General features: G+C 72.4%; 16 protein-coding genes and 1 pseudogene. 9 read left to right on the top strand and 8 right to left on the bottom strand.

Features of this window, described 5'->3' with window-relative positions:
• Positions 1–36 precede the first annotated feature (36 nt).
• The 3 genes from LOK55_RS00180 to LOK55_RS00170 form a co-directional block, all read right to left on the bottom strand.
• A complete protein-coding gene (locus LOK55_RS00180; protein WP_141380468.1) occupies positions 37–324 on the bottom strand; it encodes a WXG100 family type VII secretion target in 288 nt (95 codons plus the stop codon).
• Positions 325–443: 119 nt separating this feature from the next.
• Positions 444–2,249, bottom strand: coding sequence for a cell wall metabolism sensor histidine kinase WalK (locus LOK55_RS00175; RefSeq protein WP_229933747.1), 1,806 nt, complete (start codon positions 2,247–2,249; stop codon positions 444–446).
• A gap of 8 nt (positions 2,250–2,257) precedes the next feature.
• Positions 2,258–2,950: a response regulator transcription factor gene (locus LOK55_RS00170; RefSeq protein WP_141380466.1), complete on the bottom strand. Its 693-nt coding sequence runs from the start codon at positions 2,948–2,950 to the stop codon at positions 2,258–2,260.
• Between the two features lie 67 nt (positions 2,951–3,017).
• Between LOK55_RS00170 and LOK55_RS00165 the strand changes: the two genes are divergently transcribed.
• Positions 3,018–4,046, top strand: coding sequence for a CPBP family intramembrane glutamic endopeptidase (locus LOK55_RS00165; protein WP_229933746.1), 1,029 nt, complete (start codon positions 3,018–3,020; stop codon positions 4,044–4,046).
• 310 nt (positions 4,047–4,356) lie between these two features.
• Here the strand turns inward: LOK55_RS00165 and LOK55_RS00160 are convergent, their stop codons facing one another.
• From LOK55_RS00160 to LOK55_RS00150, 3 genes are read right to left on the bottom strand one after another with little or no spacing between them, the layout of a single operon-like run.
• On the bottom strand, positions 4,357–6,000 hold the full coding sequence (locus tag LOK55_RS00160) for a DNA repair helicase XPB (RefSeq protein WP_229933745.1): 1,644 nt from the start codon (positions 5,998–6,000) through the stop codon (positions 4,357–4,359).
• Between the two features lie 25 nt (positions 6,001–6,025).
• Complete coding sequence (locus tag LOK55_RS14190; RefSeq protein WP_229933744.1) at positions 6,026–7,873, bottom strand: helicase-associated domain-containing protein; 1,848 nt, start codon at positions 7,871–7,873, stop codon at positions 6,026–6,028.
• Between the two features lie 2 nt (positions 7,874–7,875).
• Positions 7,876–8,166: a multidrug ABC transporter ATPase gene (locus tag LOK55_RS00150; RefSeq protein ID WP_196325294.1), complete on the bottom strand. Its 291-nt coding sequence runs from the start codon at positions 8,164–8,166 to the stop codon at positions 7,876–7,878.
• 135 nt (positions 8,167–8,301) lie between these two features.
• Here LOK55_RS00150 and LOK55_RS00145 point away from each other — a divergent pair, with 135 nt between their 5' ends.
• Together LOK55_RS00145 and LOK55_RS00140 are read left to right on the top strand one after the other, a co-directional pair.
• Complete coding sequence (locus tag LOK55_RS00145; RefSeq protein WP_141381076.1) at positions 8,302–8,682, top strand: cold-shock protein; 381 nt, start codon at positions 8,302–8,304, stop codon at positions 8,680–8,682.
• Entirely contained in the window at positions 8,666–9,343 is a 678-nt protein-coding gene (locus LOK55_RS00140) for a DUF3027 domain-containing protein (RefSeq protein WP_229933743.1), read from the top strand. Before LOK55_RS00145 ends, LOK55_RS00140 begins: the two co-directional genes overlap by 17 nt.
• 45 nt (positions 9,344–9,388) lie before the next feature.
• On the opposite strand, the pseudogene LOK55_RS00135 reads toward LOK55_RS00140, so the two are convergent.
• Both LOK55_RS00135 and serC read right to left on the bottom strand, forming a co-directional pair.
• Positions 9,389–10,096: pseudogene (locus LOK55_RS00135) on the bottom strand (fibronectin type III-like domain-contianing protein); the annotation flags it as partial.
• A 29-nt stretch (positions 10,097–10,125) separates the two neighbouring features.
• Complete coding sequence (serC, locus tag LOK55_RS00130) at positions 10,126–11,244, bottom strand: phosphoserine transaminase (protein WP_196325296.1); 1,119 nt, start codon at positions 11,242–11,244, stop codon at positions 10,126–10,128.
• Positions 11,245–11,385: 141 nt separating this feature from the next.
• Between serC and LOK55_RS00125 the strand changes: the two genes are divergently transcribed.
• The 6 genes from LOK55_RS00125 to LOK55_RS00100 all read left to right on the top strand — a co-directional run bounded on the left by LOK55_RS00125 (position 11,386) and on the right by LOK55_RS00100 (position 20,008).
• On the top strand, positions 11,386–12,093 hold the full coding sequence (locus tag LOK55_RS00125) for a metal-dependent transcriptional regulator (protein WP_141381068.1): 708 nt from the start codon (positions 11,386–11,388) through the stop codon (positions 12,091–12,093).
• A gap of 235 nt (positions 12,094–12,328) precedes the next feature.
• Entirely contained in the window at positions 12,329–13,222 is an 894-nt protein-coding gene (locus LOK55_RS00120) for a peptidoglycan DD-metalloendopeptidase family protein (protein WP_229933742.1), read from the top strand.
• A 347-nt stretch (positions 13,223–13,569) separates the two neighbouring features.
• Positions 13,570–14,067: an HNH endonuclease gene (locus LOK55_RS00115; protein WP_141381070.1), complete on the top strand. Its 498-nt coding sequence runs from the start codon at positions 13,570–13,572 to the stop codon at positions 14,065–14,067.
• A 126-nt stretch (positions 14,068–14,193) separates the two neighbouring features.
• The gene (locus tag LOK55_RS00110) at positions 14,194–14,892 is read left to right on the top strand and encodes a hypothetical protein (protein ID WP_141381071.1); all 699 of its coding nucleotides are present in this window, start codon (positions 14,194–14,196) and stop codon (positions 14,890–14,892) included.
• Positions 14,893–14,951: 59 nt separating this feature from the next.
• Entirely contained in the window at positions 14,952–16,586 is a 1,635-nt protein-coding gene (locus LOK55_RS00105; protein ID WP_229934029.1) for a DNA polymerase Y family protein, read from the top strand.
• Positions 16,586–20,008: an error-prone DNA polymerase gene (locus LOK55_RS00100; protein ID WP_229933741.1), complete on the top strand. Its 3,423-nt coding sequence runs from the start codon at positions 16,586–16,588 to the stop codon at positions 20,006–20,008. The genes LOK55_RS00105 and LOK55_RS00100 overlap by 1 nt, the downstream gene beginning before the upstream one ends.

The following is a 20,008-nucleotide window of genomic DNA, read 5'->3' as shown; positions in this document are numbered from 1 at the left end:
CGGTTCGGCGGCTTGGGGACGGGAGCGGGGCCGGCGTCAGCGGAACAGGCCCGCCGCGGCGACCTCCGTCTGGGCGTATTGGTTGCCGGCGTGGGCGAGGGCGACGCCGATGTCGCCGAGCGACGCCTCGAGCTCCCGCTGCGTGACCCGCCAGCGGTCGATGACCGACTGGAATGCGGCGGCGGCGGAGCCCGTCCACGCGCCCTGCAGCTGGGTCAGCTGCCCGAGCATCGCCGCCGTCTCGCCCTGCAGGCGGTCGGCGGTGGCGCGGATGGCGCTCGTGGCGGAGAGGACGGCGTCGGAATCGACGGAGAAGGCGGTCATGAGCGGGTTCCCTTCGGATCGGATGCCCGCAACGCTAGGCGCCGCACCGTGCGCGCAAGAGCGGAAACCGCGGATCGGTGGACAGAGCGCCCGATCGGCCGTCTGGGGAGGAGGCGGCGTCAGCCCCGGTCGGGGTCGGTCGCGTCGGCGCCCGCGTCGGCGCCCGTCGCGGTGTCGGGGGCGATGTCGCCCGCGGCGTCGGTGTCAGCGGCGGGGAGGCGCCGCAGCGGCTGCGTCTGGATGAGCAGGTGCTCGACCGCGGCCCGGCCCTGCACCAGCGGGAAGGCGACGCGGAAGGTGGCGCCGCCGCCGGGGGTGTCGGTCACCTCGATCGATCCGTGCAGCGCTTCGACCACGGATGCCACGATCGACAGTCCGAGGCCCGAGCCCCCGGTCTCGCGCGTGCGCGACGTGTCGGCGCGCCAGAACCGCTGGAAGATCTTCTCGCGCAGCTGCTCGGGCACTCCCTCGCCGTGGTCGACGACGGCGATCCAGCCCATCCCGGCCTCGTCGTCGACGCCGGTGGCGAGCTCGATCGGGGTGCCGGCGGGCGTGTAGCGGCGGGCGTTGCCGAGCAGGTTGGCGACGACCTGGCGGATGCGGTTCTCATCGCCGAGCACGATCGGGTCGCGCGGGGGCGCCGTGCGCACGGACTGCTCGGGCACCTCGCGCATGTCGACGACGGAGGGCTTCGGCCGCCGACGCAGCAGCGACCGGGTGGCGTCTGCGATACTGCCGCGGCGCACGGCCCCGGTGGTCGCCGTCGTGGTCGGTGCCGGCTCGGTCGGCGCGGCGGCGGGGGCTGGCGGCGTGGCATCCACGACCGTCACCGCGCGCTCGGGGGAGGTGGCCCGCGCGTCGAGCGCGGCGTCGCGCGCGATCGGGCGCAGGTCGACGGCCGTCACGACGATGTCGCGCCGCTCGTCGAGGCGGGCGAGGGCGAGGAGGTCTTCGACGAGGCCCCCCATCCGGATCGCCTCCTTCTCGATCCGCTCCATCGACTGCGCCGTCTGCTCGTCGCCCGAGATGGCGCCCATGCGGTAGAGCTCCGCATAGCCGCGGACGGTGACGAGCGGGGTGCGCAGCTCGTGGCTCGCGTCGCCGATGAACCGGCGCATTTGCTGCACGGTGGCGTCGCGCTGGCCGAGGGCCTGGTCGATGCGGTCGAGCATCGCGTTGATCGCGGTCTTCAGGCGCCCCACCTCGGTGCCGGGGGAGATGTCGCCCATGCGCTGGCTGAGGTCGCCGGCGGCGATCGACATGGCGGTGTCCTCGACCTGGCCGAGGCTGCGGAACGCCAGCGTGACGAGCCAGCGCGTCGCGAGGGCGCCGGCGAGGATCGTCAGGAGCGCGAGGATCGTGTAGATGCCGATGTAGTTGGCGACGGTCTGGTTGACGCCCGAGAGGGGGAGCGCGACCATCTGCGTGTAGTTGTCCATCACCCCGTCGATCGGCGGCAGGAAGTCGGCGCTCGCATGGAAGCGGCCCGACCCGTCGTCGGCCTCGAGCTCGAGGATCTGGCTGAGGTTCGACAGCGTCTGCTCGAGCGTGAACGTCTCGGGGAAGGCGGGGGCGGGGCCCGAACCGCCCGCGCTCGCGATGAACTTGCCGTCGGGACCGTAGACCGCGACGAAGTACTGCGTGGCCGTCGTACCCGCCTCCACGAAATGCGGCACCCCGTCGATGACTTCGACGCTCATCAGGGTCGAGGCGACGTCGGTGGGGGCGAGCTGCAGCAGGTACTGGTCGAGCGCGGCGATCTGCGCGTTCCGCAGGAACACCCCGGTGCCGAGCCCCGCCGCGAGCAGCCCCACCGCGAGCACCGCGACGGTGACGCCGGTGACCTTCGCGCGCAGGCTGGTGCCCCGCCACCACGAGGTGACGCGGTCACCGCGGCGGGCGTGGGCGGCGTGGACGGATGCCATGAGGCCGTTCAGGCCGTCTTGCCGGCCTTCAGCATGTAGCCGAAGCCGCGCTTGGTCTGGATGAGGGGCTCGGACGAATACGGGTCGATCTTGCGGCGGAGGTAGGAGATGTAGCTCTCGACGATGCCGGCGTCGCCGTTGAAGTCGTACTCCCAGACGTGGTCGAGGATCTGCGCCTTGCTGAGCACGCGGTTGGGGTTGAGCATGAGGTAGCGCAGCAGCTTGAACTCGGTGGGGGAGAGATCGATCGACACGTCGCCGACCATCACGTCGTGCGTGTCCTGATCCATCGTCAGCTCACCCGCCTTGATGGTCGACTCCTCGTCGGCCTGCATCGTGCGGCGCAGGATCGCCTGCAGGCGCGCGACGATCTCGTCGAGCGAGAACGGCTTCGTCACGTAGTCGTCGCCGCCGGCGTTGAGGCCCTCGATCTTGTCCTCGGTCTCGTCCTTGGCGGTCAGGAAGAGGATCGGGGCGGTGTAGCCGGCCCCGCGGAGGCGCTTGGTGACGCTGAACCCGTTCATGTCCGGGAGCATCACATCGAGGATGATGAGGTCGGGCTCTTCTTCGAGCACGGCGGAGATCGTCTGCGCGCCGTTGCTGACGGCGCGCACCTGGTAGCCGGCGAAGCGCAGGCTCGTCACCAGCAGGTCACGGATGTTCGGCTCGTCGTCGACAACGAGGATGCGTGGTGCAGTCATAGCCCCATCCTGGCACCGGATGCCATGGGGATGCTGGATATCCGCTCCGGTGGCCCATCATGAGAGGGTGACGATTCCCCCCGCCGCCGCGCCGACGCCCGTCCCGTACCCCGCGCCCGCCGCGCCGCCGGCGCCGCCGGCGCCGGCGAAGCTGCCGCGCGATGCCATCGAGGGCGGGCTCGCGTTCCACCGGCTCATCTTCGCGCGGCGCCGCAATGGGTGGTGGACGCCGCTCGCGGTCGGCGCGCTCGGCATCGTCTTCTACCTCGTGATGCTCGTCGTCGTGCTCGTCTTCATGATCATCGCGGCGATGGGTGACCCGACCTTCCTCGACCGCATGCTGGTGCTGACCGAGAACCCCTCCTTCGACCTCGGTGACCCGGTCATGCTGGTGTTCCTGCTCGCCACGATCGTGCTGATGCTGCCGGCGTACTGGCTCGCCTCGCTCATCGTGAACGGCAAGCGCGTCGGGCTCATCTCCTCGGCGGCCGGCCGCTTGCGGTGGCGCTGGATGCTGCTGTGCACCGGTATCGCGATCGTGGTGTCGGCGGTGCTGACCGGAGTCTCGTTCCTCGTGCCGGGGGCGTCGGGTGACGCGGGCGACGGTGGTGCGAACCCGCTCTGGTGGGTGTCGCTGATCATCATCCTGCTGCTCGTGCCGCTGCAGTCGGCGGCGGAGGAGTACGTCTTCCGCGGTTACCTCATGCAGGCGATCGGGCGGTGGCTGCGCCACCCCGCGTTCGCGATCCTGCTGCCGGTGCCGCTGTTCGTGATGGGGCATCTCTACGACCTGCTCGGTCAGCTCAGCGTGGGATTGTTCGCCGTGGCCGCGGGGTGGCTCACGTGGCGCACCGGCGGGCTGGAGTCGGCGATCGCCCTGCACGTCGTCAACAACGTGACCGGCTTCCTGCTCTCGCTCGGCGCGGGGTCGGACCCGACCGAGTCGTCGACCGGGTGGGTGAGCTTCCTCTGGTCGTTCCTGCTCATCGGCGGGTACGTCGCCCTCGTCGAGTGGGTGCTGCACCGGCGCGCCGCGCGCGGCCGCGCGCTCCCGCGCACCCTCGTGCTCACGCCGCCCGTCGCCGCCCCTCTGTAGCTCACCAGGCGTCGGAGACGTGGTGCGGGTGTGGCCTGGGGTGCACCACGAGGCAACACCAGCCCCACCGGTCCGACGGGTGGTGACGGAGGTTCCGGGCTGCCGCTGGTCGCCGTGGCCTGAGGTCCGCCGCCGGGCCGCAGGGACGCCGGTCGCCGCCCGGCCGGCGCCGCGCCGCCGCTCGGCCATCGCCGCGGCGGGTGGGGCGCCAGGAGTCGGAGACGTGGTGCGGGTGTGCACTGGGGTGCACCACGAGGTGACACCAGCACCACCGGTCCGACGGATGGTGACAGACACCCCGGCGGGGCAGCTAGGCGGCGGCGAGGCCGTCGGCGTCGAGGATGGTGTAGCTGTAGCCCTGCTCGGCGAGGAAGCGCTGGCGGTTCTGGGCGAAGTCCTGGTCGACCGTGTCGCGGGCGATGAGGGTGTAGAAGCTCGCCGTGTGGCCGCTCTGCTTGGGGCGGAGCAGCCGACCGAGTCGCTGCGCCTCCTCCTGCCGCGATCCGAACGATCCCGACACCTGGATGGCGACGGATGCCTCGGGGAGGTCGATCGAGAAGTTCGCGACCTTCGAGACGACGAGCACCGGGATGCGTCCCTCGCGGAACGCGCCGTACAGCTCCTCGCGCTCGTCGACCGGCGTCGCGCCGGTGATCTGCGGCGCGCCGAGCGCGTCGGACAGGATGTCGATCTGATCGAGGTACTGCCCGATCACGAGGATCTGCTCGCCCGCGTGCCGAGCCACGAGATCCTGCACGACGCCGATCTTCGCGTGCGCCGTGGCGGCGAGCCGGTAGCGCTCGTCATCCGCGGCGGCGGCGTACTCCATGCGGTCGCCCGCCGGCAGGTCCACCCGCACCTCGTAGCAGACGGCCGGGGAGATGAAGCCTTGCGCCTCGATCTCCTTCCACGGCGCGTCGAAGCGCTTCGGCCCGATCAGGCTGAACACGTCGCCCTCGCGGCCGTCTTCGCGCACGAGCGTCGCGGTGAGCCCGAGGCGCCGCCGCGCCTGCAGGTCGGCGGTCAGCTTGAACACCGGCGCGGGCAGCAGGTGCACCTCGTCGTAGACGATGAGGCCCCAGTCGAGGGCATCGAGCAGCGCCAGGTGCGCGTACTCGCCCTTCCGCTTCGCGGTGAGGATCTGGTACGTCGCGATCGTGACCGGCTTGACCTCCTTGACCTGCCCGGAGTATTCGCCGATCTCCTCGGGCGTGAGCGAGGTGCGCTTGAGCAGCTCGTCGCGCCACTGCCGCGCGCTCACGGTGTTGGTCACGAGGATCAGCGTCGTCGTCTTCGTGTCGGCCATCGCCGCCGCGCCGACGAGCGTCTTGCCCGCGCCGCAGGGGAGCACCACGACGCCCGACCCGCCCTCGCTGAAAATGTCGACGGCCTTCCGCTGATAGGGCCGCAGCGTCCAGCCGTCCTCGGCGAGCTCGATCTCGTGCGGCGTGCCGGGGGTGTAGCCGGCGTGGTCTTCGGCGGGCCAGCCGACCTTGAGCAGCTCCTGCTTGATGTGGCCGCGTGCCCAGGCATCCACCGTGAAGACGCCGGGGGAGGGATGCCCCGTGAGAAGCGGCTGGATGCGCTTGTTCTTCGCGACCTCGGCGAGCACCGCGGTGTCGGTCGCGCGGAGGATGAGCGTGCCCTCCTCGTCGCGCTCGATGACGAGGCGGCCGTAGCGGTTGACCGTCTCGCGGATGTCGATCGAGACGGATGCCGGCACGGGGAAGCGCGACCAGCGATCGAGCGTCGTGAGCATGTCGTCGGCGGAATGTCCCGCCGCGCGGGCGTTCCAGAGGCCCAGCCGGGTGATCCGGTAGGTGTGGATGTGCTCAGGGGCGCGCTCGAGTTCGGCGAAGATCGCGAGTTCGTGACGCGCGCTCTCGGCGTCGGGGTGAGCCACTTCGAGCAGCACCGTGCGGTCGCTCTGCACGATCAGGGGTCCGTCAGCCATAGCGGACCAGTCTACCGGCGCCCGGTCAGGCCGGACTCACGCGGGTGATGCTCGAGACGGGGAGCGTGCGCTCGACGTCGACGTTGCGGTCGAGGCCGCGCAGGCGTCCGCCGCCGAGCCCGGTCGCCTCGATCGTGAACTCGCGTTCGGTGCCGTCGGGCAGGCGCACCGCGACGACGATCGTCTCGCGGGCGCGGACGGCCTGTTCGAGCTCCCGGCCGAGCCACGCCGCATCGGCGTCGCCGCTCTCGGCGGAACGCAGCCGCGCGAGCAGGCCGGCGTACACGGCCACCGGCTCGGGGGCGGGCTGCGCGGCACCGGCGAGCCGGTGCCGGTCGAGCGCGCGGCGGTCCCCGTTCTCGTCGACGGCGACGACAGGGTAGCGGGCGTCGGCGATCATCCAGAACGCGGTGTCGGGGCTCGACCGGGTGAGGAGGGCGTCGCCGCCGGATGCCTCGCCGCTCGGCACCAGGCCGAGCGGGCGCAGCGCCTGGTCGACGGCGACGGTGCGCAGCAGCGCCTCGTCGTCGCTCGTGACCCGGGTGTGGCCGAGGCCGTCGGGGCCGACGCGGAGCGCGCCGTGGCGGCTCGCCGAGCGCTCGATCTCGTAGGCGAGCGGCTGCGGCAGGCCCGTCAGCGAGAGCTCCTCGAGGAACGCGCGCAGCGTCTGCGCGGTCTCGCCCGCCGTCAGCGCGTCGGCGAGCGAATCGGCGGTGAACCGATACGAGGATGCCTGGGCGCGCGACTCGCGGCGCGCCATCGACCGCAGCCGCATGTCGAGGTGCGGAGCGAGGGAGCCAGGGGCGATCGCGGTGAGGTCGTTCTGCAGGTAGACCCGATCGACCTCGGGCGGAAGGAGCGCGGCGAGGGCGTCGGCGTCGATGTCGCCGCCCGCGGCGGCGGGCCGCGTCCACGCGGGCGCGGCGCCGGTGGCATCGAGCACGGCCCAGCGCCGGAGCGCCGTGAGTATCGCGTCGGCGCGCGCGCGCCATGCCGGGTCGTACGGGTAGGCGCCCGGCCAGGCATCCACGTCGATCCAGCCGCGGTCCACGCGGTCGCCGGCCTCGCCGTCCTCGACGGGGCGCAGGGCGCAGGGGAGCGCGTCGATCAGGGCGGCCGCCACGGTGAGCCAGCGCTCGATCGTGCTCGAGCGCAGCCACGTGAGACCCGGCGCGGTGACGAGCAGGGTGCGGCCGTCGGCGGCGAGGAGCCCCGCCTGCTCGGCGATCGCGACGAGCTCGTCGGCGGCGTCGGCATCGGCGACGGCGCCCGACTCGATGAGGCGGCGACGGTCGGCGGCGCCGAGGGTGCCCGCGCCGATCCGTGCGAGCGGGCTGGTGAGCGCGGCCTGCAGCACGTCGGCGAGCGAGGCGACGGCGGTGAATGCCCGCTCCGCGGCGGCGGCATCGGTCTCCGGCGCCCCGGGCGTGGCCGGTGCGGCGCCGGCCGAGCCCGCGTCGGCGGGCGCCGCGTCGGCGGGCGCCGCGTCGTCCGGGGCCGGGTCGTCCCGTGCCGCCCCGGACGACCCCGCGGCCGGAGCAGAGACGACCGTCGCGGCGCGGAGGGCGGCGGCCGTGGCATCCCACGCTGTGCCGTCGTCCGAGATCAGGGCGCGGGCCACCAGCGCGTCGCGGTCGGGGCCGGCCGGGACCGCGTCGTCGAGGGCGGCGCGGAGCGCGTGCGCCTCACGGGCGGAGAGGTCGGTGATCGCTCGCGCCAGGGACGCGGGGTCGAGCAGCTGCTCCGCGGCGTCGAACGCGTCGCTCCAGGGGGAGGTGGGGGAAACGCGCCGCGCATCGAACAGCGCCGCGAGCGACTCGTCGCTGCGGGCGGAGAGCTGACGAGCGAGCGTGCGGGCGTCGGAGGCGGCCACGGTCAGCGGCGCTTGCCGGCCCGCGCCTTTCGCACGAAGGTCATGATCAGCACGGTCAGCAGCAGCACGAACGCGACGATCGGTGCGATGTACACGGTCGTGCCGACCGCCGGCCACAGCCCCGACCCGAAGTCGTCGTGGTCCATGCCCGAGGCCGATCCGATCATGATCGCGACGAAGCAGACAACCGACAGCAGCAGCAGGCCGAGAGACATGAATGCCAGCACACGGTCGATCCGACGGACGGGAAGGTCATCGGCGGCAGCCGGGCTGCGGGGCGTGGAAGGCGACATCGGCACCAGCCTAGTGGTTCACGCCCGGCCGCCGTACGGTCGTGAACTAGGCTGGAGGGCGGGGCGACCGCCCCCTCATCACCCGCGCGCGCACGTCGTCGACGACACGTGGCGCGCACGATCAGCGAGGTTCAGATGCCCACCGGCAAGGTCAGGTTCTACGACGACGAGAAAGGCTTCGGCTTCATCACCACCGATGACGGCCAGGATGTCTTCCTGCACGCCTCGGTCCTTCCTGCGGGAACGGTCGTGAAGACCGGCACGCGGCTCGAATTCGGTGTCGCCGACGGCAAGCGGGGGCTGCAGGCGCTCGCGGTGCGGGTGCTGGATGCCCCGGTGAGCCTCGCCAAGCGCAACCGCCCGAAGCCCGATGACATGGCGATCATCGTCGAAGACGTCGTCAAGCTGCTCGACAAGGTCGGCGGGGACCTGCGCCGCGGCCACTACCCGAACGCGGGTCAGGGTGCGAAGGTCGCCGCGATCCTGCGCAAGGTAGCCGATGACCTCGACGCCTGAGAACGACGAACAGGCCGCTGACGACGCCGTCGAGACGGTCGACGCGGTCGCCGACGCGCGCCTCATCGACGCGCACGACCTCGCGCGCGCCGCGCTCTACGAGATCACCCCGGCAGCGACGGTCGGGGCACCCGCGGGTTACACCCTCGAAGAGGGCGGCGTCGTGTCGCTCCGCTTCGCGAACACCATGCCGGGCTACCCGAACTGGCTCTGGACGGTGAGCGTCGCCGTGGTCGACGGCGCCGAGCCGACCGTGCTCGAGGCCGAACTGCTGCCCGGCGAAGGGGCCCTTCTCGCTCCCGAGTGGGTGCCGTGGGCCGAGCGGCTCGCCGAGTATCAGGCGGCGCAGGCCGCCCTCGCCGCCGAGCAGGGGGACGCCGAGGCGTCGGACGAGGGCGACGAGGATGCCGACGAGGCCGACGACGAGGACGATCTCGACGACGACATCGACGACCTCGACGCCGCCGACTTCGATGAGGACGGCTCGCCGATCCTGCACGCGGGCGACGTCGACGGCGTCGACATCGACGAGCTCGACGAAGACGCGGAAGACGACGAAAACGCGGACGAGGACGACGAAGCAGACGCGGGCGACGCGGCCGCAGAAGAAGACGACGACGAGATCGACGACGCCGACGAAAGTGATCCGACCGAGCGCTGAACGGCACCCACCGCGCCGGCGCCCGGCCGGATCGGCCTGTCCGGGTCAGGCAGCCGCGACCGTGAAACTCACGGACCGCAGGTCCTCGTCACGCGACGACGAGCCGATCAACAGCTCGAAGGCGCCCGGTTCGACGATGCGCGCGCCCGTGGCATCCACGATCGTGCAGTCGGCGACCGGCACCTCGAGCTCCACGGTCTCCTCCGCGCCGGGCGCGAGGTCGACGTGGCGGTACGCCTTGAGCTCCTTGTCGGCCCAGCTGGCCGAGGTCACCGCGTCGCGGACGTAGGCCTGGAGCACGAGGGGCTTCGAGGCCATCAGCACGACGACGAGGGGGGTGCCGGTGGCCGCGAGCGCCTCGAGGAGCGCGCGCTGCCCGCCGACGAGCTCGAGCGTCGCGGTGGAGCGGCCATCGCCGACGAGTTCGATCCGGTCGCCCACCACGGCGACGACGACGGCGGCCTCACGGGCGGCGACGGCCTCGGCGATCATCTCGTCGTCGGGCTCGACGGGCACGACGACCTTCGGCCGCGGCTGCCCGTCGGGGAAGAACGCTCCCGCGGGGTCGTCTTCGAGGGTGAGGATCTCGGCGCCTGCGGTGTGCGTGAGCGTCCAGTCGTCGGGGAGGAGCGAGCGCAGCCCGTCGAGCACGGTCGTGATCTGGCCGCGCGGCTGACCGGCGTCGAGCCAGTCGACCTGCCCCGACGAGCCGGCCCAGTCGCCGAGCTGCGTCTGCGCGTCGTCGGCGAGCGGCGGCGGCCGTCAGCAGGCGTCAGCGCGGATCAGCCGCGCTGACCGTCGATCGTGTACTCGATGCACTTGACGAGCTGGCGCACGTCGTCGGGCTCGATCGAGACGAAGGTCGCGATCCGCAGCTGGTTGCGACCGAGCTTGCGGTACGGCTCGGTGTCGACGATGTCGTTGGCGCGGAGGCTGGATGCCACGGCCGCGGCATCCACCGTCTCGTCGAAGTCGATCGTGACGACGACGGGCGAGCGGTCGGCGGGGTCGGCCACGAACGGCGTCGCGTACGGCACGCTCTCGGCCCAGTCGTAGAGCACCGACGACGACTCGGCGGTGCGGGCGGAGGCCCAGCCGAGGCCGCCGTTGCCGTTGATCCACTCGAGCTGCTTGTCGAGGAGGAACAGGGTCGCCACCGCGGGGGTGTTGAGGGTCTGGTTGAGCCGCGAGTTGTCGAGCGCGTTCTTGAGGCTCAGGAAGTCGGGGATGTAGCGGCCCGATGCGGCGATCCGCTCGATCCGCTCGATGGCGGCGGGGGAGACCGCCGCGAACCACAGGCCGCCGTCGGAGCCGAGGTTCTTCTGCGGGGCGAAGTAGTAGACGTCGGACTCGGAGATGCGCAGGTTGATGCCGCCGGCGGCACTCGTCGCGTCGATCACGGTGAGCGCGCCCTCGTCGCCGCGCACCCGCTCGACGGGCGCCGAGACGCCGGTCGAGGTCTCGTTGTGCGGCCAGGCGTACACGTCGACGCCCTCGACGGGGCTCGGGGTCGTGCGCGAGCCCGGGTCGGCCTTGCGCACGTCGGGCGCCTGCAGCCACGGCGCGGCGGCGGCGGCGGCGAACTTGCCGCCGAACTCGCCGAAGACGAGGTTCTGCGCGCGGTTCTCGATGAGGCCGAACGATGCGGCATCCCAGAACGCGGTCGACCCGCCGTTGCCGACGATGATCTCGTAGCCGGAGGGCAGGCGCAGCAAGTCGGACAGACCCATGCGCACCTGGCCGACGAGGCTCTTCACCGGGGCCTGGCGGTGCGAGGTGCCGAGCAGCGCCGCGCCGGGACCGGCGAGGGCGATCATCTGCTCGGTGCGGATCTTGGACGGGCCGCAGCCGAAGCGTCCATCGGTGGGCAGGATCTCGCGCGGGAGAGTCACGTGGGCCATGCACAGAGTCTAGGGCGACGTCTCGGGCGATGGTGGCCGTGGCATCCTGCCCGGGGCGCCGCGCCCGCGTCTGTTGTCTGACCGAACGGATAGGCTGGATGCACCGACACATCTGTATCCCCTTCGCGCACCGAGGCAGCCATGACCGACCTGATCGACACTACCGAGATGTATCTGCGCACCGTCCTCGAGCTCGAGGAAGAGGGCATCGTGCCCCTGCGCGCCCGCATCTCGGAGCGCCTCGGCCACTCCGGCCCCACCGTCTCGCAGACCGTCGGCCGGATGGAGCGCGACGGGCTGATCGTCGTCACCGACGACCGGTCGCTGGCCCTCACCGAGGCCGGCCGGCAGAAGGCCGTCGACGTGATGCGCAAGCACCGTCTCGCCGAGCGGCTGCTCTCCGACGTGATCGGGCTCGACTGGGCGTATGTGCACGAAGAGGCCTGCCGCTGGGAGCACGTGATGAGCGAGCTCGTCGAGCGGCGTCTGCTCGAACTGCTCGGGCACCCCACCGAATCGCCCTACGGCAACCCGATCCCGGGTCTCGACCAGCTCGGCGACGTGCCCGCGCGCACGTTCGACGACGGCGTCGTCGGACTCGTCCGGCTCATGAACGAGACCGGCGGGCCGGTCACCGGCACCGTGCGCCGGCTCGCTGAACCGGCCCAGGTCGACCCCGAGCTGCTGACCCAGCTACGCGATGCGGGTGTCATGCCGGGCGCCGTGGGCGATTTCCGCTTCAGCGAAGGCTACGTGCTGGTGCAGATGGAGGGCTCGGACGAGGGGCTGGAGCTCCCCGTCGAGGTCGCTTCGCACATCTTCCTGACGGGCGCCGCGCCGCAGGCCTGACCCTGGGCATCCGGTGGGAGAGCGCTGGGTCCGACAGGTGCTACGTGACTTATTCGTTACCTTCGGGTAGCCTCGAAAAGTCCAACTGGCGAGAAGCCCGCCACGGATCGCCGCACGAATTGCCTCATGGGTTCGTCGTTCGCGCGGTGACACCCGTACATCTGTGCCCTGACACCGAGTGCCGACGAACCAGCGATCCCCGTCAGCGGGGGCATGCGGAGGCGCCGGAGGACCCTTGGCTGAAAAGTACGACCCGTCGCAAGAGACACCCGAGTCCGAGCCGACGAAGACCGTTCTGCGGAGCCGTGCGCGCCGCCTGGTAGTGCCGACCACCGCCGCGCAGGCGCCCGCGCCGCGCCCCACCCGCGCCCAGCGCCGTGCCGCCGGCAAGCCGCATCCGGCGCGCAGCTTCTTCACCGTCGCCGCCGTCGCCGCCCTCGTGGCCACCGTCGCGGTGCCCGCCGCGTTCAGCGCCGCCGGCAGCACGCCCGCCGAGGCGGCCGTGACGACCGTGCAGCAGCTGGCCGCCGACAATGCGCAGTCGCTCGTCGTGGCATCCGAGGCGACGCCCGCCGCCCTCGCGCGCGGCGGCTACGCCGCCACCACGCCCGAGGAGATCCAGGCGAAGAAGGACGAAGAGGCCGCCAAGGCCGCGGCCGCCGCGCGCGTCGCTGCCGCCGCAGCGGCGTCGGCCGACTCGTCGAGCTACACCGGAGCGATCGCCGAGACGATCGCCCCCGCCGGTTCGGTCGTCCGCCCGCTGACGTCGTTCAACAACTTCGGCACCCCCTACGCCGGCCACAAGGGCATCGACTACATGGCCGACCGCGGCACGCCGCTCTACTCGATCGCCGACGGCGTGGTCGTCGCCTCCGACGAGGACGGCCCGGGATGGGGCGTCTACGTCAAGATCGCCCACAACATCGGCGGCCAGAGCGTCACCTCGCTCTACGCGCACATGCTCTACGGCTCGCGGCGGGTCACGGTCGGCCAGACCGTCAGCGCCGGGCAGCTGATCGGGCAGGTCAGTGACACCGGGCGCGCCTTCGGCACGCACCTGCACCTGGAGATCTACGTCAACGGCTCGTGGGTCGACGCGGAGAGCTGGCTCGTCGCCAACGTCGGCTGACGCCCGACGCGCTCCGGTCGAGGTCGGGCGACACGCGGCATCCGTTCGCCCGGTTTTCGCCGACCCCTTCCCCGACTGGGTTACCCTGATCCCGACGCTCGCAGAAGCCGAGGGGGAACAGGTGGACACAGCAGGAGCCCGCATCCGCACCATGGATGCCCTCTGCCGGAACGCATCCGGCCGCTACGTGCTCCGCCATCGCGTGCACGACTGCCGCAGCGAGAGCTGTGAGAGAAGGGCGCTGTCTTCATGACAGCGCCTTTTTTCGTGCCCGCGGCCCGCCCGGTCGCTGCGATCTCACACCGAGAGGCCGCTGAAGCCGTCACGGCCGTTCGAGAGGACACCGCATGCGCACCCTGGTACTGAACGCCGGATACGAACCCCTGGCCGTCGTCTCGTTCAAACGAGCCCTCGTGCTCGTGATGAACGAGAAGGCGACCGTGATCGAGCGGATCGACGAGGATCCCGTCTGGGGGATCGGAGGTCAGGTCGATCGCCCCGCCGTCATCGTGCTCACCCGCTATGTGCGGGTTCCCGGCGCCCGCCGGGTGCCCGTCACCCGCCGCGGCGTGCTGCGCCGTGACGCGCACCGCTGTGCGTACTGCGGCGGGCCGGCCAGCACGATCGATCACGTGCTGCCGCGCTCGCGCGGGGGAGCGGACTCGTGGGAGAACCTCGTCGCGTGTTGCCTGCGCTGCAACAATGTGAAGGGCGATCGCACGCCGCAGGAGATGAGCTGGACCCTCCGCTGGGTGCCGCAGCCGCCCCGCGGGGCGCAGTGGACGGTGCGGGGCACGGAGCGCTCCGACCCGGTCTGGGAACCGTACCTCTCGCTCGCCGCCTGAGGCTTTTCCCGCGCGACCACGCCTTCCTCCGGCTGGCTCGAGACCGGCGGCGGCGATGTCCGACCCCGTGGTTATCTTCGATCTCACTGGATTGAGAGATTAGAACGAAAGTTCTACTCTGGTGAGATGAGGTCGATCGTGGGGAACGTCGCCGTCCGTGACGTCGCGAGCACCGTCGACGGGCTGCGTGCGCAGCTCGAGCGCATGCAGGGCCGGCGGCTCGAGACGCCCGTGCTGCCGGTGCCGCAGGCCCTCGCCACGCTGCTTCCCGGCGGTGGCCTGCGCCCCGGGGCCTCGTATTCGCTCGGGCGATCGATGTCGCTGCTGTTCGCCCTGTTCGCCCGCCCCTCGCAAGACGGGGCCTGGTGCGCGGCAGTGGGCATGCCGCACCTGGGGGCCGAGGCGGCCCGCGCGGCGGGGGTCGATCTGTCGAGACTCGTGCTGATCCCCGAGCCGGGGGAGCGCTGGCTCGCGGTGACGGCGGCGATCGCCGACGTGCTGCCGGTGGTGGCGGTGCGCCCGCCCGCGCGTGCGAAAGACGGCGACATCGCGCGCCTGGCGGGGCGCATGCGCGAGCGTGAGGCGGTGCTGCTCGTGCAGGGGCCGTGGCCGCAGACCGAGGCGATGATCGACGTCGGCGACCCGTCGTGGTCGGGCATCGGCGAGGGGTACGGCCTGCTCGAGGGCAGAGAGCTGACCGTCACGGTGACCAGCCGCCGCTTTCCCCGCCCGCGCACGGGCCGCGTGCTGCTGCCGGATGCCGCGGGTGCGGTCTCCCGTGCCGTCACGCCCGACCATGGCATGCCGCTCCGGGCGGTGAGCTGATGACGGGCGAGCGGATGCCGGGTGAGCGGATGCCGGGTGAGCGGATGACCGGCGAGCGGATGCCGGATGCCGCCGAGCTCGCGCCGCGGACGCTCGTCGTGTGGGTGCCCGACTGGCCGATCGTGGCGCTCGCCCGTGACGGCGACGAGCCGTGGGATGTCTCCCTGCCGATCGCGATCTTCGCGAAGGGCGCGGTGGTGGCCTGTTCGCCTGCGGCGCGGGCTGAGGGGGTGCGCCGCGGCCAGCGGCGTCGCGACGCGCAGGCGCGCTGCCCGCACCTCGAGGTCGTCCTCGACGACCCGGTGCGCGACCACCGCGCGTTCGCTCCCGTGGTCGCCGCGGTCGAAGAGGCCGCGCCGAGCGTGCAGGTGATCCAGCCGGGGCTCCTGGCCTTGCAGGCGAAGGGGCCGGCGCGGTTCTACGGCGGGGAGGCGTCGGCGGCGACCGTGCTGTCGGGAGCGGTGGCCGCGCAGGGGATCGACGATGTGCGTGTCGCGGTCGCCGACGGCGCGTTCACCGCCGAGCAGGCCGCCCGCCGCGGCACCCGCGCGACCGACCCGGTGCGGATCGTGCCGCGCGGGGCGGCCGGCCCCTTCCTCGCCCCGCTGCCGGTCGCGGTGCTCGACGACGACACGGTGAGCCTGTTCGCCCGGCTCGGCGTGCAGACGCTCGGAGCGGTCGCCGCCCTCGGCCCCGACCGGCTGAGCGAGCGGTTCGGCGCCCGCGGCGCGCGGCTCTTCGCCCTGGCATCCGGACACGACCCCCGTCCGGTGCAGGCGCGCACGCCCCCGCCCGAACTGCACCGCGAGGTCGCCTTCGAGCCGCCGGTGAGCCTCGCCGAGCAGATCGCGTTCGGGGTGCGCGTGCCGGCCGAGGAGTTCACCGGACGGCTGGGCGATCGGGGCCTCGTCTGCACCGAGGTGCGCGTCGTGCTGACCGGCGAGCACGGGGAACGGAGCGAACGGGTGTGGCGGCATCCCGACGCGTTCGACGCCGCGGCGATCGTCGACCGGGTGCGGTGGCAGCTCGCCGAGCAGGGCGCGGCGGGGGTCGGGCGCCGCGCGGGCGGGGCCGGCGCGAGCGCGGGGCTCCGCAGCGCCGTCACGAGCGTGCGGATCGAACCCGAGGGGGTGGATGCCGCAGCGCACCACACGGCGCGGCTGTTCGGCTCGGGGCCCGAGGAGCGCGTGCACCATGCACTGTCGCGGGTGCAGGCGATGCTCGGGCATCAGGGGGTGCTCACCCCCGAGATCGGCGGCGGGCGATGGCTCGCCGAGCGGCAGCAGCTCGTGCCGTGGGGAGACCGCCTGGAGTCGGCGGCGCGGGTCGCCGACCGGCCGTGGCCGGGCAGCCTGCCCGGGCCGCTCCCCACGACGGTGTTCGCCGACGCGCCGCCAGTGGCGGTGCTCGACGCCGACGGCGACATGGTGGCCGTCGACGGGCGGGGCGAGCCGACCGCCGAGCCGGTGTGGGTCACGGTCAGCGCCGCGCCGGGGCGGCCGGGGCAGCCCGCGCGCCCCGCGCAGCGCCGCGGCGTCGACCGGTGGGCGGGGCCGTGGCCGGTGATCGAACGGGGGTGGGATGCCGCGCGCGCCCGCCGCGCGCACCGGTTCCAGATCGTCGACACCGAGCAGGTGGCGTGGCTGCTCGTCTGCGAGGAGGGCGGCTGGACGGTGGAGGGGAGGTACGACTGATGGGCTTCAACAACCCTTCCGTGACGTGGTCGGAGATGGAGCGCGTGCTGAGCGGGCGCGCCAAGGAGCCCGACGGCGGCGACGGCCCGGCGTTCTCACGCAAGCGCGGAAAGTACGAGCCCCCGCCCATCGAACGCCCGGACGACGCCGTGCCCTACGCCGAGCTGCACGTGCACTCGTCGTACTCGTTCCTCGACGGGGCCTCGTCGCCGGCGGAGCTCGCCGAGGAGGCCGAGCGGCTGGGGCTGCACGCCCTCGCCGTCACCGATCACGACGGGTTCTACGGGATCGTCCGCTTCGCCGAAGCCGCCGAACAGCTGCACGTGAAGACGGTGTTCGGCGCCGAGCTGTCGCTGAGCGATGATCCGTGGTCGCCGAGCGCGGCGCGCAGCGGCCCGGCCGACCCCGAGGGCACCCACCTGCTCGTGCTCGCCCGCGGCGAGGAGGGCTATCACCGCCTGGCCGCCGCGATCACGCACGCGCAGCTCGCCGGCGGCGAGAAGGGCCGCCCCCGCTACGACCTCGACGACCTCGCCGCGCGCGCCGAGGGGCACTGGGCCGTGCTCACCGGGTGCCGCAAGGGCGCGGTGCGTCAGGCACTGGCATCCGGTGGCGCCGCGGCGGCCGCCGACGCTCTCGACCGGCTCGTCGCCCGCTTCGGCGCGGGCGCGGTCGACGTCGAGCTCATCGACCACGGAAACCCCGCCGACACCCGCGACAACGACCTGCTCGCCGCCCTCGCCGCCGAGCGCGGGCTGCCTGTCCTCGCGACCAACAACGTGCACTACGCCGCGCCCGAGCGCATGCAGCTCGCCGCGGCCGTCGCCGCCGTGCGGGCGGGCCGCGGCCTCGACGAGCTCGACGGGTGGCTGCCCTCGCACGGCGCGGCGCATCTGCGTTCCGGCGCCGAGATGGCTCGCCGCTTCCGCCGCTACCCGGGGGCGATCGCGCGCACCGTGACCCTCGCCGACGAGCTCGCGTTCCCCCTGCGCCGCGCGAAGCCCGCCCTGCCGAAGACGGCGGTGCCCGAGGGTCATACGCCGATGTCGTGGCTGCGGAAGCTCGTGTGGGATGCCGTGCCGCGCAAGTATCCCGACGCGTCCGACGCCGACCGCGCGCGCATCGACAAAGAGCTCGGCGTCATCGAGCAGAAGGACTTCCCGGGCTACTTCCTCATCGTGCACGGGATCGTCGCCGAGGCGCGGCGCCGAGGCATCCTCTGTCAGGGGCGCGGATCCGCGGCCAACAGCGCCGTCTGCTATCTGCTCGACATCACGGCGGTCGACTCGATCTTCTACAACCTGCCGTTCGAGCGGTTCCTCTCCGCGATGCGCGAGGAGGAGCCCGACATCGACGTCGACTTCGACTCCGACCGGCGCGAGGAGATCATCCAGTGGGTGTTCGACACCTACGGCCGCGAGCGGACCGCGCAGGTCGCGAACGTCATCCAGTACCGGCCGAAGAACGCGGTGCGCGACATGGCGCGGGCCCTCGGTCATTCGCCGGGGCAGCAGGATGCCTGGTCGAAGCAGGTCGAGCGGTGGGACGGCCCCGTGCCGGGTGCCCACGACATCCCCGATCGGGTGCTCGAATACGCGAGCGCTCTGATGAAGGCGCCCCGCCACCTCGGCATCCACTCCGGTGGCATGGTGCTCACCGAGCGTCCCGTCGGCGAGGTCGTGCCGATCGAGCATGCCCGCATGGAGAAGCGCACCGTCATCCAGTGGGACAAGGATGACGCGGCGTGGATGGGGCTCGTCAAGTTCGACCTGCTCGGTCTCGGCATGCTCGCCGCCTTGCAGTACTGCTTCGATCTCATCCGGGCGGCGACGGGGGAGGAATGGTCGCTCGACACGATCCCGAAAGAGGAGCAGGCGGTCTACGACATGCTCTGCCGGGCGGATTCGATCGGGGTGTTCCAGGTCGAATCGCGCGCGCAGATGGGGCTGCTTCCGCGACTGCAGCCGCGGCGGTTCTACGACCTCGTGATCGAGATCGCGCTCATCCGGCCCGGGCCGATCCAGGGCGGCGCGGTGCACCCGTACGTGCGGCGCAAGGTGCAGGGCGAGAAGGTCACCTACGCGCATCCGAAGCTCGAGCCGGTGCTCGAGCGCACCCTCGGCATCCCGATCTTCCAGGAGCAGCTCATGCAGATGGGCATGGCCGTGGGGGATCTCACGGGTGAGGATGCCGATGTGCTGCGCCGTGCGATGGGGTCGAAGCGCGGCATCGAGCGGATCGAGTCGGTGAAGGCGAAGCTCTACGCCGGCATGGAGCGCAACGGGCTCGTGGGCGAGGTCGCCGACGACATCTACGCGAAGATCCAGGCGTTCGCGAACTTCGGCTTCGCCGAGAGCCACTCGCTGTCGTTCGCGCTGCTCGTGTACGCGTCGTCGTGGCTCAAGCTGCACTACCCGGCGGCGTTCCTGGCGGCGCTGCTGCGGGCGCAGCCGATGGGGTTCTATTCGCCGGCGTCCCTCGTCGCCGACGCCCGGCGTCACGGCGTGACGGTGCGCCGCCCCGACATCCACGCCTCCGGCGCCGACGCCGGGCTCGAAGCGGTCGGCGCCGACGCATCGTCGCCCGCGGGCGGGCCTGGAGCGCCGATCGCCGCGCCGACGGGGCGGGACGCGTGCACCGATCGCCACCAGCCGCCCGTGCCGGTCTTCGACGGCGCCGCGCCCGACGAGTCGGCCCGGCATCGCCGCGACGGCGCTCTCGCGGTGCGGCTCGGGCTCGCCGCCGTCACCGGCGTCGGGCAGCCGCTCGCGAAGCGGATCGTCGCGGCGCGTGCGGCCGAGGGTCCGTTCCGCGACCTCCGCGACCTCGTGCGGCGCACGAACGCGACCGAGGCGCAGGTCGAGGCGCTCGCCACCGCGGGGGCGTTCGAGAGCATGGGCATCTCGCGGCGCGAGGGGCTGTGGCTGGCGGGGGATGCCGCGCAGGATCGCACCGAGTTCCTCGCGGGCACGCTCATGTCGGTGCAGCCGCCGCTGTTCCCCGACCAGTCGAGCTACGACGTCCTCGCCGCCGACCTCTGGGCGACCGGCATCTCGACCGACGATCATCCGCTCACGCACTACCGATCGCAGCTGGATGCGCGGGGCGTGCTCACTTCGCGTGGTCTGCGTGAGCATGAAGAGGGCCGCCGGGTCGAGGTTGCGGGCCTGGTGACCCACCGGCAGCGGCCGGCGACGGCGTCGGGCATCACGTTCCTGAACCTGGAGGACGAGCACGGCCTCATGAACGTGATCTGCTCGAAGGGGGTGTGGGACCGGTATCGACGGGTGCTGCGCGACTCGCCGGCGCTCATCGCGCGCGGCATGCTGGAGCGCTCGCCGGAAGGGGTGACGAACCTCGTCGCCGACGCGTTCGAAGACCTGCGGGTGGGGGTGCAGCACCGGTCCCGGGACTTCCGCTGA

Source organism: Microbacterium sp. F2E (genome assembly GCF_020905435.1).
In the GTDB taxonomy this organism is placed as follows: Bacteria; Actinomycetota; Actinomycetes; order Actinomycetales; family Microbacteriaceae; genus Microbacterium; species Microbacterium lacticum.
The sequence above is the reverse complement of the archived record's forward strand: the minus strand, read 5'-3'. Positions and strand labels throughout refer to the sequence as shown.